The sequence below is a fragment of the Streptomyces sp. NPDC050145 genome (assembly GCF_044460245.1).
GTDB lineage: Bacteria > Actinomycetota > Actinomycetes > Streptomycetales > Streptomycetaceae > Streptomyces.
Genome location: NZ_JBITJS010000011.1, coordinates 228,365 through 244,795 on the forward strand (window position 1 = coordinate 228,365; position 16,431 = coordinate 244,795).

At 72.2% G+C, this 16,431-nt stretch carries 12 protein-coding genes; 6 read left to right on the top strand and 6 right to left on the bottom strand.

All coding sequences use genetic code 11. From position 1 onward, the window contains the following. Positions 1 to 72: 72 nt before the first annotated feature. On the bottom strand, positions 73 to 1,086 hold the full coding sequence (locus ACIBTU_RS23455) for a Ppx/GppA family phosphatase (RefSeq protein ID WP_399128308.1): 1,014 nt from the start codon (positions 1,084 to 1,086) through the stop codon (positions 73 to 75). Positions 1,087 to 1,115: 29 nt separating this feature from the next. After that, positions 1,116 to 4,256 carry a carboxyl transferase domain-containing protein gene (locus ACIBTU_RS23460; RefSeq protein ID WP_399128309.1) on the bottom strand — a complete coding sequence of 1,047 codons (3,141 nt, stop codon included), beginning with the start codon at positions 4,254 to 4,256 and terminating at the stop codon, positions 1,116 to 1,118. 97 nt (positions 4,257 to 4,353) lie between these two features. Here ACIBTU_RS23460 and ACIBTU_RS23465 point away from each other — a divergent pair, with 97 nt between their 5' ends. Next, positions 4,354 to 4,995: a TetR/AcrR family transcriptional regulator gene (locus ACIBTU_RS23465; protein WP_399128310.1), complete on the top strand. Its 642-nt coding sequence runs from the start codon at positions 4,354 to 4,356 to the stop codon at positions 4,993 to 4,995. A gap of 28 nt (positions 4,996 to 5,023) precedes the next feature. After that, positions 5,024 to 6,679, top strand: coding sequence for an AMP-binding protein (locus ACIBTU_RS23470; RefSeq protein ID WP_399128311.1), 1,656 nt, complete (start codon positions 5,024 to 5,026; stop codon positions 6,677 to 6,679). Here ACIBTU_RS23470 and ACIBTU_RS23475 read toward each other — a convergent pair. The 3 genes from ACIBTU_RS23475 to ACIBTU_RS23485 all read right to left on the bottom strand — a co-directional run bounded on the left by ACIBTU_RS23475 (position 6,627) and on the right by ACIBTU_RS23485 (position 9,422). Further along, positions 6,627 to 7,340, bottom strand: coding sequence for an HAD family hydrolase (locus tag ACIBTU_RS23475; RefSeq protein WP_399128312.1), 714 nt, complete (start codon positions 7,338 to 7,340; stop codon positions 6,627 to 6,629). The genes ACIBTU_RS23470 and ACIBTU_RS23475 overlap by 53 nt on opposite strands. A 32-nt stretch (positions 7,341 to 7,372) precedes the next feature. Then, on the bottom strand, positions 7,373 to 7,855 hold the full coding sequence (locus ACIBTU_RS23480) for an Lrp/AsnC family transcriptional regulator (RefSeq protein ID WP_399128313.1): 483 nt from the start codon (positions 7,853 to 7,855) through the stop codon (positions 7,373 to 7,375). A gap of 481 nt (positions 7,856 to 8,336) precedes the next feature. Continuing rightward, positions 8,337 to 9,422, bottom strand: coding sequence for a LacI family DNA-binding transcriptional regulator (locus tag ACIBTU_RS23485; RefSeq protein ID WP_399128314.1), 1,086 nt, complete (start codon positions 9,420 to 9,422; stop codon positions 8,337 to 8,339). Between the two features lie 259 nt (positions 9,423 to 9,681). Here ACIBTU_RS23485 and ACIBTU_RS23490 point away from each other — a divergent pair, with 259 nt between their 5' ends. The 4 genes from ACIBTU_RS23490 to ACIBTU_RS23505 all read left to right on the top strand — a co-directional run bounded on the left by ACIBTU_RS23490 (position 9,682) and on the right by ACIBTU_RS23505 (position 14,724). Beyond that, complete coding sequence (locus ACIBTU_RS23490; protein ID WP_399128316.1) at positions 9,682 to 10,956, top strand: extracellular solute-binding protein; 1,275 nt, start codon at positions 9,682 to 9,684, stop codon at positions 10,954 to 10,956. A 118-nt stretch (positions 10,957 to 11,074) separates the two neighbouring features. Then, positions 11,075 to 12,067: a carbohydrate ABC transporter permease gene (locus ACIBTU_RS23495; RefSeq protein ID WP_399128317.1), complete on the top strand. Its 993-nt coding sequence runs from the start codon at positions 11,075 to 11,077 to the stop codon at positions 12,065 to 12,067. A 19-nt stretch (positions 12,068 to 12,086) separates the two neighbouring features. Next, positions 12,087 to 13,007 (top strand): sugar ABC transporter permease, encoded by a 921-nt coding sequence (locus tag ACIBTU_RS23500; protein WP_399128318.1) that lies wholly within the window; start codon positions 12,087 to 12,089, stop codon positions 13,005 to 13,007. Between the two features lie 52 nt (positions 13,008 to 13,059). After that, entirely contained in the window at positions 13,060 to 14,724 is a 1,665-nt protein-coding gene (locus ACIBTU_RS23505) for a glycoside hydrolase family 13 protein (RefSeq protein WP_399128319.1), read from the top strand. 69 nt (positions 14,725 to 14,793) lie between these two features. Here ACIBTU_RS23505 and ACIBTU_RS23510 read toward each other — a convergent pair whose 3' ends face one another. Then, on the bottom strand, positions 14,794 to 16,215 hold the full coding sequence (locus ACIBTU_RS23510) for an alpha-amylase family protein (protein ID WP_399128320.1): 1,422 nt from the start codon (positions 16,213 to 16,215) through the stop codon (positions 14,794 to 14,796). Positions 16,216 to 16,431: the final 216 nt, after the last annotated feature.

Sequence of the window (16,431 nt, forward strand, 5' to 3'; positions counted from 1 at the left end):
ACCAGCACGGACGCCGCCCCACAAGGGGCGCCGCCGCTTCATGGTGAACGTCACGTCAGGCGGGCCGCCGTGTCACCCCCGCACCGCCAGCCGCAGACTCTCCTCATGGAGGGGGTCCCTCATGTGGGGCAGGACCGGGTCCGTGAGGCCGTTCCACCAGGCCGTGTCGCCCTCTATGCGGCGCAGGAGGATGCCCTCGCGGATCGCCCAGGGGCACAGGGTCAGTTCGCGGACGTCCATCAGCTTCATCGCCGTGTGTCCTACCAGCGCCCCGGCGAGCGACTGGGCCGCGCGGGGGGCCGAGATGCCGGGGAGCGCGGCGCGGTCGGGCGCGGGGAGCACCGAGAGTTCGGAGATCGCGGTGCGCAGCGCCTTGCGGCTCAACCGGCGTTCCGTGAACGGGCCGTGGCGGCCCGGGGCCGCCCCGCACAGCCGTGCCAGCTGCGTGAACGTACGTGAGGTGGCCGCCACGGTGAGCGGGCCCTCCCAGCGGATCCGCGCGGCCACGTCCCGGAGCTGGTGGCGGACGTGACGGCGCAGCGCCTTGAGGGACTCCTCCGTCGGCGGGTCCTCGTCCTGCGGCAGGTGCTCGCGCGTCAGCCGGCGCGCCCCCAGCGGCAGCGACACCGCGAAGCTCGGCTCCCGGCCCCGCCCGAACGCGACCTCGAGCGAGCCGCCGCCGATGTCGAGCACGCCGAGCGGTCCGGCCCGCCAGCCCAGCCAGCGGCGCGCCGCGAGGAACGTCAGCTCCGCCTCGACCTCGCCGGGCAGCACCCGCAGCCGCAGGCCCGCGCCCTCCTGCACGGCGCGCAGCACCTCGTCCCGGTTCGGCGCGTCCCGGACGATCGCCGTGGCGAACGCGAACGGCTCGTCGCTGCCCCAGCGCCGGGCCTCGTCCCGCGCTCCGGCGACCGCCTCGACGATCTCCGACACCGCCTCGGGGCCGAGCCGCCGGTCGTCGTCGACCCGGTCGGACAGGCGCAGCCGCCGCTTCGCCGTGTGCACCGGCAGCGGCGCCCCGTCGGCCGCGTCCGCGATCGCGAGACGCACCGTGTTCGACCCGACATCCACCACACTGATCCGCATGATCGTCGGAGTACCCCTCTGCTCGCCGGTCAATGCCGTGCCGTCGACGGCGTGTCCAGCGCCGAGAGTAGCCAGGTCCGGGAGGCGGCCGGGTCGATGACCCCGTCGATCTCCAGCGCGGCCGCTGCATTGACCGCCTTGCCGTGCTCGTACAGCTCGGCGACCCGCTCCTGGAAGGCACGCTCCCGCTCGGCCGGGTCGTCGATCGCCGCGAGCTCCCTGCGGTAGCCGAGCCGCACCGCGCCCTCCAGACCCATCCCGCCGAACTCGCCGCTCGGCCAGGCCGCCGTCGCGAGCGGCGCCCGCGTCGACCCGCCCATCATGGCCATCGCCCCGAGCCCGTACGCCTTGCGCAGCACCAGGCACACCAGCGGCACGGTGAGCCGTGCCCCGGCCACGAACAGATCCGCGAACTGCCTTACCGTCGCGGTGCGTTCGGCGTCCGGGCCGACCATGAAGCCCGGGGTGTCGCACAGCGAGAGCACCGGAAGCCCGAAGGACTCGCACAGCCGCAGGAAGCGCGCCGCCTTGTCGGCCGCGTCCCGGTCCAGAGCGCCGCCCAGATGCCCGGGGTTGTTCGCGATCAGCCCCATCGGCCGGCCCTCGACCCGGATCAGCGCCGTCACCACGCCCACCCCGAACCCGCGCCGCAGTTCGAGCACCGAGCCGGCATCGGCCAGCCCGTCGACCGCGGCCCGCACGTCGTAGGCCCGCCGCCGGTTCTCCGGCACGACATGCCGCAGGAGCCGCTGGTCCGGCGCCTCCCAACTTCCCTGCGGGCCCTGGAAGTACGACAGGTAGGCGCGGGCCGTCCGCACCGCCTCCGCCTCGTCGGCGACCGGCAGGTCGACCACCCCGTTCGGCACCTGCACCGACAGCGGCCCGATGTCCTCGGGCCGGTGCACGCCGAGTCCGCCGCCCTCGATCATCGCCGGGCCGCCCATCCCGATGTTCGCCTCCGGCGTCGCGATGATCACGTCGCAGGAGCCGAGCAGCGCCGCGTTCCCCGCGAAGCAGCGGCCGGACGCGATACCGACCAGCGGAACCCGCCCGCTGAGCCGCGCCATGTGATGGAACGTCGTCACGTTCAGGCCCGCGACCGCCGTCGAGTCCGTGTCCCCGGGCCGTCCGCCACCACCCTCCGCGAACAGCACGACCGGCAGCCCGCGCCGCTCCGCGACCTCCAGCATCCGGTCCGTCTTGGCGTGGTTGTTCATGCCCTGCGTCCCGGCGAGCACCGTGTAGTCGTACGACATCGCGACGACCGGCGCGCCGCCGACCCGGCCCGTGCCGGTGACCATGCCGTCGGCGGGCGTGTCCCGGATCAGCTCCTCCACCGGGCGCCGCCGCCGCTGCGCCGCCACCGCCAGCGCGCCGAACTCGGTGAACGTTCCCGGGTCGCAGAGGTCCTCCAGGTTCTCGCGCGCCGTGCGCCGACCGGCCGCATGCCGCTTGTCGACCACCGCCGGACGGTGCTCGTCGAGCCCGAACGCGTGCCGCGCCACGACCTCCGCGAGATCGGGCCGCACCGCGTCGAGGTCCACCGGCCCGGCGTCCTCCCGCTCCGCGGGCCCTGCCTCCCGGCCCGGTTCGAGCAGCACCAGCTCGGCGCCCTCGGCGACCGTCTCCCCGACCGACACGCGCAACTCCCGTACGAAACCGGCCTGTTCTGCGCGCACCACGTGCTCCATCTTCATGGCCTCCAGGACCACGAGCACGGCGCCCGCCGCGACCGCCCGGCCGGGCTCCGCCTCCACCGCGACGACCGTGCCGCTCATCGGCGCGACGAGCGTGCCCGCGTCCGTCTCCGGCCGGGGTGCCTCGGGCGGCGCCAGCTCGGCGAGATGCCGCTCGACGAAACCCGTGTCGACGCCGCCCGCCGTGAACCCGGGGTGGTCGAGCAGCGCGCGCAGCAGCGGCACGCCCGTCGACACCCCCTCCACCACGAACTCGTCCAGCGCCCGCCGGGCCCGCCCGCACGCCGCGTCCAGGCCGCCGCCGGGCGCGTGCGCGACCACCTTGGCGAGCAGCGAGTCGAAGCGGGTGCCGATCTCCGTGCCGGTGCGCACCGCCGTGTCCACCCGCACCCCGGGCCCCGTCGGCACGTCGAAGCGGGTGATCCGCCCGGCGGAGGGCCGCACCGCGCCGTCCGCCGCCGTGACCTCCGCGTTCACCCGCACCTGCACCGCGAAGCCGCGCGGCGCGGGCGGTGCGCCGGCGAGCCCCAGGTCCGCGAGCCGCGCGCCCGCCGCGATCCGCAGCTGCGCCGCGACGAGATCGACGCCGGTGATCTCCTCGGTCACCGTGTGCTCGACCTGAAGGCGCGGATTGGCCTCCATGAACACGAACTCCTCGCCCCGCACCAGGAATTCGACCGTCCCCACGCCCTCGTAGCCGGCCGCGCGGGCGAGCCGCAGCGCGCTGTCGAGCAGCCGGTCCCGCAACCCCGCGTCCAGCCCGGGCGCGGGCGCGATCTCCACCAGCTTCTGGTGCCGGCGCTGCGCGCTGCAGTCCCGCTCCCAGAGATGCCCCACCGCACCGGCGCCGTCCGCGAGGATCTGCACCTCGATGTGCCGGGCGCCCTCCCACAGCCGCTCCACGTACAACTCGGCCCGCCCGAAGGCCTGTCGGGCCTCCGAGGCGCACCGCTCCCAGGCCTCGTCGAGCTCCGCCGCCGTGCGCACGACGCGCATCCCGCGCCCGCCGCCCCCGCCGAGCGCCTTCACCATCACGGGCCCGCCCGCGAGGAACCCCCGCGCCTCGTCGAGCGAGGTCGCGCCGAGCGTGCCCGGCAGCACCGCCACCTCCGCCTCGACGGCGAGGGCCCGCGCCCGCGCCTTGTCCCCGAACAGGTCGAGGACCTCGGGGGAGGGGCCGACGAAGACGATCCCGGCCTCGGCGCAGCGCCCGGCCAGCTCGGACGACTCGCTCAGGAACCCGTATCCCGGATGCAGATACCCGCAGCCCGTGCGTCGCGCGGCGTCCACCAGCGCGGCCGCGTCGAGACAGCCCCCGGCCGCGAGCGCCACCTTCTCGTCGGCGGCCCGCACATGCGCCTCGTCACCCGGCTCGTGCACGGCGACCGTGCGCATCCCCAGCTCGGCGGCCGCGCGCAGCACCCGTACGGCGATCTCCCCGCGATTGGCGACGAGGACGGCGGCAGACCCCATGAGCTCCTCCGGAATGAGTCGTGGTCGGACGGACGGCTGTGGACGGATGTCCGTCAGCTTCATTGACATTGACGTCAACGTCAATACTCTGGGCCTCGTGGCACGCAGACAGCAGACGCAGCAGGAATGGGCGACCCGCACGGCCCGCGACCGCACGGACGCACCGGCCCGGGGCCGGCTCCTCGACGCGGCCGAGACCGTGTTCGCGCGCCTCGGCCACGGCCCGGCGACCATCGCCCACATCACCGTCGAGGCCGAGGTCTCCCGGGCCGGCTTCTACGTGTACTTCGCCTCCAAGGACGAGGTGTTCCGGGTGCTCGCGGCGCGGGTGCGGGACACGTTCCTCGCCGCGCAGGACGTGCCGGGCGTCGACACCGACGACGTACCGGCCGTCGCCGCCGCCTCCACCGCCGCCTTCATCACCGCCTACGCCCACCACCTGCCGCTGCTCTCCCTGATCGAGCAGCAGGCGCGCACCGACACCGAGGTGCGGGAGCTGTGGGAGGAGATCCGCGAGCGTCCCGTGCGCCGCGCCGCGCGCTACGTGCGCCGCGTCGCCGCCCAGGGGCTCGCCCACCCCGTCGTCGACCCGCTCACCCTGTCCCGCGCGGTCGGCGGCATGAGCGTGGAGTTCGCCCGGCTCGTCGCCGAGCGGCCGGCCGCCCGCGACGACGCGGTCCGCGACGTGACCGCCATGTACCTGCACCTTCTCGGCATCGGAGCAGCACCGCAGCAGTAGCAGCACACCATGAGTAGGGAGCCGCACGTTGACCACCGGCACACACGTCGAGGCGTACCTGAACGACCTGCGCGCACGGCAGGCGAAGTCCCGCGCGGGCCGCCAGCCGGCCCGCACCGTCCACCCCGCGGGCGAGCTCACCGTCCCCGCCCACATATCCCGCTGGGCCGGGCTCCACCCCGACCGCCCCGCCCTGGTCACCGACGACGGCACGCTCGACTACCGCACGCTGGACGACCTGTCCGCCCGGGTGGCCGGCCGGCTGCACGACGAGGGTGTACGGGCCGGCGACCGCGTCGGGGTCTTCCTGCCCAACGGCGCGCGCTTCGTCGTGACGATGCTCGCCGTGCTGCGCCTCGGCGCCGTGCACGTGCCCGTCAACCCGATGTTCCGCGCCGCCGAGTTGCGGCACGAACTGACCGACGCTGCCCCCGAGGTCGTCGTCACCCACGACCCGCTGCTGCCCGTCCTCGACGAGGTGCGCGCCGACACCCCGGTGCGCACCGTCCTCGCCGACGCCGACTGGCCCGCCGCGACCGCGCACGCCCGGCACGAACCGATCGCCGACGACCTCGACGCGCTCGCCGCCCTCAACTACACGGGCGGCACCACCGGCATGCCCAAGGGCTGCGAACACACCCAGCGGCACATGGTCTACACGGCCACCGCCATCGAGAACGGCCGCGCCGCGGACCCCGCCGCCCGCACCGAGCGCATCGTCTCCCTCTGCTACCTGCCGGTCTTCTGGATCGCCGGCGAGAACCTCGGCATCCTCGCCCCGCTCGTCTCCGGCGGCACCAGCGTGCTCCTGACCCGCTGGAACGCGGGCGCCGTGCTGCGCGCCATCGGCGAGCACGGTGTCACCACGCTCGCCGGCACGGTCGAGAACTACCTCGAACTCCTCGACCACCCCGAGCTGGACCGGCACGACCTGTCCACGCTGACCGCCCCGCTCACCGTGTCCTTCATCCGCAAGCTCACCCCCGACATCCGGGCCCGCTGGAGGGCGGCCGTCGGCGAGCACAGCGTCCTGCGCGAGGCCTCGTACGGGATGACCGAGACGCACACCAGCGACACGAACACGCTCGGCTTCCAGGACGGCGACCACGACCTGGTCAGCGACCCCGTCTTCTGCGGACTGCCGGTGCCCGGCACCGACTTCATGGTCGTCGACTTCGTCACGGGGGACCCGCTGCCGATCGGTGAGCGCGGCGAGATCGTCGTCCGCGGCCCCTCCGTCCTCACCCGCTACTGGCGCGCGCCCGCCGCCACCGGGAGCGCCCTGCGTGACGGCTGGCTGCACACCGGCGACATCGGCGCCCTCGACGAGGACGGCTGCCTGCACTACCTGGGCCGCAACAAGGACATGATCAAGGTCAAGGGCATGAGCGTCTTCCCGACCGAGGTCGAGACGCTGCTCGGACAGCACCCCGAGGTGCTCGCCGCCGCGGTCGTCGCCGTGCCCGACCCGGACAGCGGCGAGCGCCCCCACGCGTTCGTACGGGTCGCCGAGGGCTCCGCGCTGACCGGCGAGGCGCTGCGCGCGTGGGCCGCCACGACCATGGCCGGCTACAAGATCCCGCAGGTCGTCGAGGTCGTCCCCGAGCTGCCGCTCACGCCCACCGGGAAGATCAGGAAGACGGAGCTGAGCGCTCGAGCCACTCGCACGCGGCCCGCGCCGTGAACTCCTCCTGACCGCCCTTGAACAGCAGGTCCACCGTGGTGAACGCGGGGTCGCCGGCCTGCGCGGCGACGTACGGCACGGCGATGCAGCGCATGCCCGCCGCGTGCGCCGCCGCGGCCCCCGGCGCCGCGTCCTCCAGGACCACGCAGTGCCCCGGCGCCACCCCGAGGCGGCGGGCCGCCTCCAGGAACACGTCGGGGGCCGGCTTGCCGTGCTCCACCTCGTCCGCCGACACGTACCGCGACAGCAGCCCGGTGAGCCCCGTGCCCGCGAGGATCGCGTCGATGGTCTCCGGGGACGAACCCGAGGCGACGATCATCGGCACGCCCTCCGCGTGCAGGTGCTCCACGAACAAGCGCATCTGCGGGAACACGTGCGTCTCGGCGCGGGCCAGCTCCAGGTAGCGGGCGTTCATGTCGGCGAGCAGCTCGTCCGCGGGCGCCGTGATGCCGTAGCGCCGCTTCCAGATCCCGATGGTCTCCAGCGTGGAGATGCCGACGTACTTCTCGTGGTCGGCCCAGGTGAAGTCCGTGACGCCGTACCGGGCGAGCGTGCCGATCGCCGCGCGGAAGTAGTTGGGCTCGCTGTCCACGAGGGTGCCGTCCAGATCGAAGACGACGGCCGTGGTGCCGAGCCGGTACGCGGGCAGGTGGTCGCTCATGTCTTCCAGCATGCAGGAACCGGCGGCCCGGATCACCTGCGCTCGGCGGCCGCGCGTCCGATCGCCTCGACCAGCGGGAGCACCCGGTGCGGGACCCGCTCGCGCAGCGCCACCTCGGTGCGGGTGCGGACGACTCCGGGCAGCCGGTTGAGCTGCTGCACGATGTCCTCCAGATGCCCCGCGTCGCGCGCCGCGACCCGGGCGAGCAGGTCGCCGCCGCCCGTGATCGAGTACGCCTCGATGATCTCGGGCACGCCCGCCAGGTCGTCGCCGACGTCGGCGAGATGCCCCTGGGTGACCTGGATGTGCACGAACGCCAGCACCGGGTGGCCGAGGGCGGCGGGGGAGAGGGTCGGGGCGGTGCCCGTGATCACCCCGTCCCGCTCCAGGCGGTCGAGCCGGGCCTGGAGCGTGCCCCGGGCGACCCCGAGGATCCGCGCGTACTCACGCACACTCGTCCGCGGCTGCTCCAGGAGCAGCCGCAGAATCCGGGTGTCGAGCTGGTCCACGGCCATTGGCGGTGTGCTCCCTACGGCAAGGTGGCAGGTGGTACGGGTCGGACGCCGCCGACTGTACCAATGGCCCGATGCGCCTGCCCGGCCAGGGAGCCCGGCGAGGGAGCGCGGTCAGGCAGCTTGGCGGGGGAGACCGGCCCGGAAGCCGAGTTGGCGGGCAGCCCCGTCAGGCAGTCCGGTGTCGGGACGCCCGGTCGGGGCAGCTCGGTCAGGAAGTGCGGTCACAGAGCCTGGCCGGGCAAGCAGGGCCAAGCTGCTCGGTCCGGCAGCCGGGTCATGGGGACGGGCCAGGCAGCCCTGTCAGGGAGTCCGGTGTCGGGACGCCCGGTCGGGGCAGCTCGGTCAGGAAGACCCATCAGACAGCTCGGTGTCAGCAAGCCGGGCCATAAAGCCCGGTCACGCAGCCCGGTCAGGACCGCGCCGTCAGGACCCGCCGGTAAGGGCCGGGCTGCGTGAGGACCCGCCCGTCAGGACCGCCCTGTCAGGACCGCCCCGTGACCCCGGGCCCGGATGCCGTCGAGCCGCGCACCACCAGTTCCGGCATGAACACGAACTCGGTGTGCGGGGTGGGCGTTCCGCCGATCTCTTCCAGGACGGCGCGGACCGCGGCCTGGCCCATGGCCTGGACCGGCTTGCGTACCGTCGTCAGGGGCGGGTCGGTGAACGCGATCAGCGGCGAGTCGTCGAAGCCGACCACCGACACGTCGTCCGGGACCTCCAGGCCCCGCCGGCGCGCCTCGCGGATCGCGCCGAGCGCCATCATGTCGCTCGCGCACACGATCGCGGTGCAGCCGCGGTCGAGCAGGTCGGACGCCGCCGCCTGGCCGCCCTCCAGGGTGTAGAGGGAGTGCTGGACGAGCTCGCGTTCGATGTCTTCGGGCGCCAGAGAGAAACGGTCCTGCATCGCGCGCACGAAGCCCTCGATCTTGCGCTGCACCGGCACGAACCGCTTCGGGCCGAGCGCGAGCCCGATCCGGTTGTGCCCGAGCGCCGCGAGATGCGTGACGGCGAGCTGCATCGCGGCCCGGTCGTCCGGCGAGATGAACGGCGCCCGCACCTTCGGCGAGAAGCCGTCCACGAGCACGAACGGGACGCCCTGGGCGCGCAGTTGCTCGTAGCGCTGGGTGTCGGCCGTGGTGTCGGCGTGCAGCCCGGAGACGTAGATGATGCCGGTGACCCCGCGGTCGACGAGCATCTCGGTCAGCTCGTCCTCGGTGGAGCCGCCGGGAGTCTGCGTGGCGAGCACCGGCGTGTAGCCCTGCCGGGTCAGCGCCTGGCCGATGACCTGCGCGAGCGCCGGGAAGATCGGGTTCTCCAGCTCCGGCGTGATCAGGCCGACCAGGCCCTCGCTGCGGCGGCGCAGCCGGACCGGCCGCTCGTAGCCGAGCACGTCGAGGGCGGCGAGCACGGACTGCCGGGTGGCCGAGGCGACGCCGGGCTTCCCGTTCAGCACGCGGCTGACCGTCGCCTCGCTGACACCGGCCTGCGCCGCGATGTCGGCCAGGCGGGCGGTCGCGGGCGGGGACGGCACCGGCCGGCGGGCGGCCTGTGCGGGCAGCTGCGTCATCGCACTCCTTGCAGAACAACAGGACAAGACCTCAGATGATCCCTGTGTGACGGCTCCGTGGCAAGACCTTGCAGAGCCTTGCAGCCGGGCAACTGGCAGCAAAACCAGGCAAACCGCATAACGCTTGCAGCTCGGGCTGCAAAATTTTTCAGCAAGGTCTTTCGTACGGCTTACCGCGCTGTTACGTTCACGTCGCCCGGCGGCCGCAGCGGCCCAGTCGGCAGAGCCAAAACGGGCTTACACCCCTCTAGGAGATCTCATGCGGCGTGGCATAGCGGCCACCGCGGTGGTGGCGTCCCTCGCACTCGCGGCGACGGCCTGCGGCGGAAGTGACGAGGACGGCGGCAAGGCGTCGGGCCCGGTCACCATCACCTGGTGGGACACCTCGAACGCGACGAACGAGGCCCCCACGTACAAGGCCCTGGCCAAGGAGTTCGAGAAGGCGAACCCCGGCATCAAGGTCAAGTACACCAACGTGCCCTTCGACCAGGCGCAGAACAAGTTCGACACCGCCGCCGGCGCGAGCGGCGCCCCGGACGTGCTGCGTGCCGAGGTCGGCTGGACGCCCGCGTTCGCGAAGAAGAGCTACCTGCTGCCGCTCGACGGCACCGAGGCCCTCGCCGAGAAGGACAAGTTCCAGCCGAGCCTGATCAAGCAGGCCCAGTTCGACGGCAAGACCTACGGCGTGCCGCTGGTCACCGACACCCTGGCCCTCGTCTACAACAAGGCGCTCTTCGAGAAGGCGGGCATCACCGAGGCGCCCACCACCTGGGAGGAGCTGAAGGCCGACGCGGCCAAGGTCAAGGACAAGACCGGCGTCGACGGCTACTGGGCCTCCACCGCGGGCTACTACGCCCAGCCGTTCCTCTTCGGCGAGGGCACCGACACCGTCGACGCCCAGGGCAAGAAGATCACCATCTCCTCCGCCGCCGCCAAGAAGGGCCTGACCACCTGGAAGGGCATGTTCGACGGCAAGGGCCTGCACAAGGCCGACGCCACCGCCGACGCCTACGCCCACATCCAGGACGCGTTCGTCAGCGGCAAGGTCGCCGCGATCGTCCAGGGCCCCTGGGAGATCACGAACTTCTACAAGGGCTCGGCGTTCAAGGACAAGGCGAACCTCGGCATCGCCACCGTCCCGGCCGGTTCCAGCGGCAAGGCGGGCGCTCCGACGGGCGGACACAACCTGTCCGTCTACGCGGGCTCCGACAAGGCCCACCAGGAAGCGTCGCTCAAGTTCGTCAAGTGGATGACCTCCGCGAAGACGCAGGAGCAGATCGCCCTGAAGAACTCGACGCTGCCCACCCGCGAGGACGCGTACACCGCGAAGGTCACCGCCGACCCGGGCATCGCCGGCTACCAGAAGGTGCTCCCCGCCGCCCAGCCGCGCCCCGAGCTGCCCGAGTACAGCTCGCTGTGGACGCCGATGGATCAGGAGCTCCCGAAGGTCGCCACCGGCAAGGAGTCCCTCGACAAGGGCCTCGGCAACCTGGAGACCGCCTTCACCAAGCTGGTCCCCGGCTTCACCAAGTGACCCCGGCGGTCCAGTACTGACCCCGGCGGTCCCGTAGCGCAAGTGGCCGGTTCGCGCCCCGAAGGGGGAGGGCGCGGACCGGCGTCGAACCGCCCCGCCCCATGCAGAAGGTGCCCGCATGACCCTCGCCGTCGACCGACCGGCCACCCAGAGCCGCCCGCCGCGCCCCGGACCGATCCGGCGCCTCAAGGACTCGTACCGCAAGTACTGGTACGCGTACGCGATGATCGCCCCGGTCGTCGTCGTGCTCGGCGTCCTCGTCGGCTACCCGCTCGCACGGGGCTTCTACCTGACGCTCACCGACGCCAACAGCCTGAACTCGGCGCGCACCATCGGCGTCAACCACATCGACGCCACGTACCAGTTCATCGGCCTCGACAACTACGCCGACATCCTGTGGGGCCCCGCCTCCTACGACCGCTTCTGGTCCCACTTCATCTGGACCGTCGTCTGGACGGCCGTCTGCGTCGCCCTGCACTACGTCATCGGCCTCGGCCTCGCGCTGCTGCTCGACGAGAAGATGCGCGGCCGCACCCTGTACCGGCTGCTGCTCATCCTGCCCTGGGCGGTGCCCACCTTCGTCACCGTCTTCGCGTGGCGGATCATGCTCGCCGACTCCGGGATCATCAACGCCACGCTCGGCTCGCTGCACCTGCCGCAGCCGCAGTGGCTCGAGGACCCCACGTTCCAGCGGATCGCCGCGATCCTCGTCAACACCTGGTGCGGCGTGCCCTTCATGATGATCTCGCTGCTCGGCGGACTCCAGTCCATCGACTCCTCGCTCTACGAGGCCGCCGAGATGGACGGCGCGAACGCCTGGCAGCGCTTCCGGCACATCACCCTGCCGGGCCTCAGGTCGGTCAGCTCCACCGTCGTGCTCCTCGGCGTGATCTGGACCTTCAACCAGTTCGCGATCATCTTCCTGCTGTTCGGCAACACGGCGCCGGACGCCCAGATCCTCGTCACCTGGGCCTACCGCCTCGGCTTCGGCCAGCAGCCGCGCGACTTCGCCCAGTCCGCCGCCTACGGCGTGCTGCTGCTGTCGATCCTCACCGTCTTCACGACCTTCTACTACCGCTGGTTGAAGCGCAATGAGCAGCTCGCCGTCTGACGCCGCAGGAGCCCCCACCATGAGCACCACGACCGCACCGCAGATCCCCGCGGCACCGACCACGTCCGAGGACGACCGACCGGCCGGCAAGGCACCCAAGGTGCGCCGCCGGGGCGAGCGCGGCCCGCTGGGCAAGGCGGTCGCGCACGGCGTCCTCGGCATCGCGAGCCTCGTCGCCCTGTTCCCGATCGTCTGGCTCGTCTACCTGTCCTTCGGCCCGGACAAGGACGACTACCTGCACCCGGGAGGCATCGCCGGCAAGGCGACGTTCTCCAACTACGCGCAGGTGCTCCAGCACACCAACTTCTTCCAGTGGATGCAGTCGACGCTGATCATCGCGCTCGGCACCACGCTCGTCGGCGTCCTGTTCGCCGCGACGACCGGCTACGCGGTCTCCCGCATGCGCTTCCCCGGCTACCGGCCGCTGATGTGGGTGCTGCTGCTCACGCAGGCGTTCCCCATCGCCGTCCTCATCGTGCCGATGTACGAGATCTTCTCGGAGCTGGGCCTCATCGACACCTACCAGGGCGTCATCCTGGTCAACTGCACCACGATCGTGCCCTACTGCACCTGGCTGATGAAGGGCTACTTCGACACCGTCCCGATCGAGATCGACGAGGCCGGCCGGATCGACGGGCTCAGCCCCTTCGGCACCTTCTGGCGGCTCATCCTGCCGCTGGCCAAGCCGGGCATCGCCGTCGCCGCGTTCTACAGCTTCATCACGGCGTTCGCCGAGGTGCCCTTCGCGTCCACGTTCCTGCTCGACGACTCCAAGTACACCTTCGCGGTGGGCCTGCAGAGCTTCATCAGTGAGCACGACGCCCAGTGGAACCTGATGGCCGCCACCGCGGTGTTGATCGCCATTCCGGTCACCGCCTTCTTCTACCTTGTCCAGAAGCACCTGGTCACCGGCCTCACGGCAGGCGGCACCAAGGGCTGAACCCCCACCCACGACCGACCAGTTGCCAGCTCCTTCCCGCAGCAAGGACACCATGAGCCAGCACCCCACCGACACCGCACCGGCCGGCGCCATGACCACCCGCGAGGCCGCGGACTGGTGGCGCGACGCCGTCATCTACCAGGTCTATCCGCGCAGTTTCGCCGACAGCGACGGCGACGGCACCGGCGACCTCGAAGGCATCCGGCAGCGCCTGCCGTACCTGCGCGACCTGGGCGTGGACGCGGTCTGGCTGAGCCCGTTCTACGCCTCCCCGCAGGCCGACGGCGGATACGACGTCGCCGACTACCGGGCCGTCGACCCCATGTACGGCACCCTCCTCGACGCCGACGCCGTCATCCGGGACGCCCACGGGCTCGGCCTGCGGGTCATCGTCGACCTCGTGCCCAACCACTCCTCCGACCAGCACGAGTGGTTCAAGCGCGCCGTCGCCGAGGGCCCCGGCTCGCCGCTGCGCGAGCGCTACCACTTCCGCCCCGGAAAGGGCCCGCACGGCGAACTGCCGCCCAACGACTGGGAGTCCATCTTCGGCGGCCCCGCCTGGACCCGGCTCCCCGACGGCGAGTGGTACCTGCACCTCTTCGCCCCCGAGCAGCCCGACCTGAACTGGGAGCACCCGGCGGTCGCCGACGAGTTCCGCTCCATCCTGCGGTTCTGGCTCGACATGGGCGTCGACGGCTTCCGCATCGACGTCGCCCACGGCCTCGTCAAGGCCGAGGGCCTGCCCGACCTCGGCGGCCACGACCAGCTCAAGCTGCTCGGCAACGACGTCATGCCGTTCTTCGACCAGGACGGCGTCCACGCGATCTACCGCTCGTGGCGCCTCATCCTGGACGAGTACGACGGCGACCGCATCTTCGTCGCCGAGGCGTGGACGCCGACCGTCGAGCGCACCGCCAACTACGTGCGCCCCGACGAGCTGCACCAGGCCTTCAACTTCCAGTACCTGGGCGCCCCCTGGGAGGCCGAGGAGCTGCGCCGCATCATCGACAGCTCGCTCGACGCCATGCGCCCCGTCGGCGCCCCGGCCACCTGGGTCCTGTCCAACCACGACGTCACCCGGCACGCCACCCGCTACGCCAACCCGCCGGGCCTCGGCACCCAGATCCGCACCCCCGGCGACCGCGAGCTCGGCCTGCGCCGCGCCCGCGCCGCCACCCTGCTGATGCTGGCCCTGCCCGGCTCCGCCTACGTCTACCAGGGCGAGGAGCTCGGCCTGCCCGACGTCACCGACCTGCCCGACGAGGTGCGCCAGGACCCGTCGTTCTTCCGCGCCCAGGGCCAGGACGGCTACCGCGACGGCTGCCGGGTGCCGATCCCGTGGACCCGCGCCGGATCCTCGTACGGCTTCGGCAGCGGGGGCAGCTGGCTGCCGCAGCCCGAGAGCTGGGGCGAGCTCAGCGTCGAGGCGCAGACCGGTGTCGCCGGCTCCACCCTGGAGCTGTACCGCGCCGCGCTCGCCGTGCGCCGCGACGAGCCGGGCCTCGGCGCCGGCACCGACGTGACCTGGGACGAAGAGGTGCCGCCCGGCATCCTCCGGCTCGACCGGCCGGGCTTCGCCTGCACGGTCAACACCACCGGGACCGCCGTGCGCATCACCGCCCCCGGCCGGGTGCTCCTCGCCTCGGCGCCGGTCACGGTCGCGGACGGCCTGGTCGAGCTGACCGCCGACACGACCGTGTGGTGGGCCACCGCGTAGGACAGCTGGACAGGGAATGGGGGGCCGGTGCACTCCGCACCGGCCCCCCTCTCCCGATCTCCCGATCCGCTAGCCGTGGAAGGCGATCGCGCCCTTCGCGGGCACGGTCAGTTCGGCCTTGCCGCCGGAGACGGTGACCGAGGTCGCGCCGCCGTCGATCACGTTCGCGTACGTGCCGTCGGGCAGACCCGTCGTGTACGTGGCCGTGTGGGCGTCCGACGTGTTGTTGAGCGCGACGAAGCCCTTGTCACCACGGCCGAAGCCGATGACGTTCCCGGCGGGGGACTGCCAGTTCGCCACGCCCGCGTCCCCGACCGCGTTGTGCCAGCCGACCATCCCGGCCACGGCCGCGTCCCGGTCCACGCAGGCCCAGCCGCTGCCGCAGTCCGTGCCGGTGACGAAGCCGTTTCCGTCGTTCGGCGGCGCCTGGTCGCTCTGGTCGAAGGTCCAGGCGGCGTACACCGACGGGCGGCCGTATCCGCGCGCCAGCTGGAACACGTTGGCCAGCGTCGCCGTCGCGCCGTCCTTGTAACTGAGCGAGTAGCCGTTGCGCTCGGTGTCGTGGTTGGTGACGAAGGAGTTGGAGTGCGCCTCGTCGGCGAGCCCCCAACTGCTGCCGAACGACGCAAGGTTGGCGATGTCGCCGCCCTGGAACTGGGACTTCATCGCGGCGGCGTACGTGAAGTCGAGGACGTCGCCGTTGTTGTAGTAGTCCCCGAGGGCGGGCGGATTGCCCGGGTAGACCTCCTGCGTGACGTAGGGGGCGTCGCCCGCCTTCGTGGTGTGCAGAGCGCCCACGATCGCGTTCAGGTCGCCCGTCTCGATGTGCTTGGCGGCGTCGACGCGGAAGCCGTCGACACCCAGGTCGATCTGCGTGTTGAGGAACCCGGCGATCTTGTCGCGGACGCCCTGCTCGCCCGTGTCGAGATCGGGCATGCCGAGCAGTTCGCAGTGCTGGACCTCGTACTGGTCGGACCAGTTGGCGATGGTCTTCCTGCAGTCGTCGCTGTCGGCCGGGTCGTAGTCCGGGGTGTCGTAGCGGTCGCCGATCGTGGTGCCGGCGTACCCGGTACCGGTCTGCGCGGCCGTGTGGTTGACGACCGCGTCCGTGTAGACCTCGATGCCCGCCGCGTGGCAGGTGTCGATCATGTCCTTGAAGTCGCCCGCGCTGCCGAAGCGGCTGTCGAGCTTGTACGAGTACGGCTGGTAGACGTCCCACCAGTAGAAGTTCTGCTGCTTGAGGGACTCCTCGGGCGGCGCGACCTGGACGGCGCCGTAGCCGGCCGGGTCGAGGACGTCCGTGCACTCCTTGCCGACGGACTTCCAGTTCCACTGCCACAGGTTGGCGATCACATCGCCGTTCGCCACGCCCGTGTCGGCGGCGGCGGGCTGCGCGGGCAGCGTGACGACGCCGCCGAGCGTCAGGGCGCCCAGGGCGAGCGCGGTCGCGCCCGCCCGGCGGCGCCGGGCACGTGTGGGGGATCGATGCATGTGCGGCTCCTGAATGGGGGGATTCCGGCCCTTTCGTCAGGGCCGGAGGGAGGGCAACGCTCCGTGAGCCTGCGGGAGTTGAGAAGGCCACGTCAAGAACCCTGCTGAAAGTTCTTGCTGTTGCTTGCAGAACTCTTGCAGTCGGCTTCCAGCAAGCGGTACCGTCACGCGGCGGACCGGGGCTCCTCCCCGCTGCCCCGGTCCCCAAGGCCCCGG

Coding starts and splice junctions, on each gene's coding strand:
- ACIBTU_RS23505 (WP_399128319.1), top strand. CDS start 13,060: ATGAGCCAGCACCCCACCGACACCGCACCGGCCGGCGCCATGACCACC.
- ACIBTU_RS23510 (WP_399128320.1), bottom strand. CDS start 16,215: ATGCATCGATCCCCCACACGTGCCCGGCGCCGCCGGGCGGGCGCGACC.
- ACIBTU_RS23490 (WP_399128316.1), top strand. CDS start 9,682: ATGCGGCGTGGCATAGCGGCCACCGCGGTGGTGGCGTCCCTCGCACTC.
- ACIBTU_RS23455 (WP_399128308.1), bottom strand. CDS start 1,086: ATGCGGATCAGTGTGGTGGATGTCGGGTCGAACACGGTGCGTCTCGCG.
- ACIBTU_RS23485 (WP_399128314.1), bottom strand. CDS start 9,422: ATGACGCAGCTGCCCGCACAGGCCGCCCGCCGGCCGGTGCCGTCCCCG.
- ACIBTU_RS23495 (WP_399128317.1), top strand. CDS start 11,075: ATGACCCTCGCCGTCGACCGACCGGCCACCCAGAGCCGCCCGCCGCGC.
- ACIBTU_RS23460 (WP_399128309.1), bottom strand. CDS start 4,256: ATGGGGTCTGCCGCCGTCCTCGTCGCCAATCGCGGGGAGATCGCCGTA.
- ACIBTU_RS23475 (WP_399128312.1), bottom strand. CDS start 7,340: ATGAGCGACCACCTGCCCGCGTACCGGCTCGGCACCACGGCCGTCGTC.
- ACIBTU_RS23500 (WP_399128318.1), top strand. CDS start 12,087: ATGAGCACCACGACCGCACCGCAGATCCCCGCGGCACCGACCACGTCC.
- ACIBTU_RS23480 (WP_399128313.1), bottom strand. CDS start 7,855: ATGGCCGTGGACCAGCTCGACACCCGGATTCTGCGGCTGCTCCTGGAG.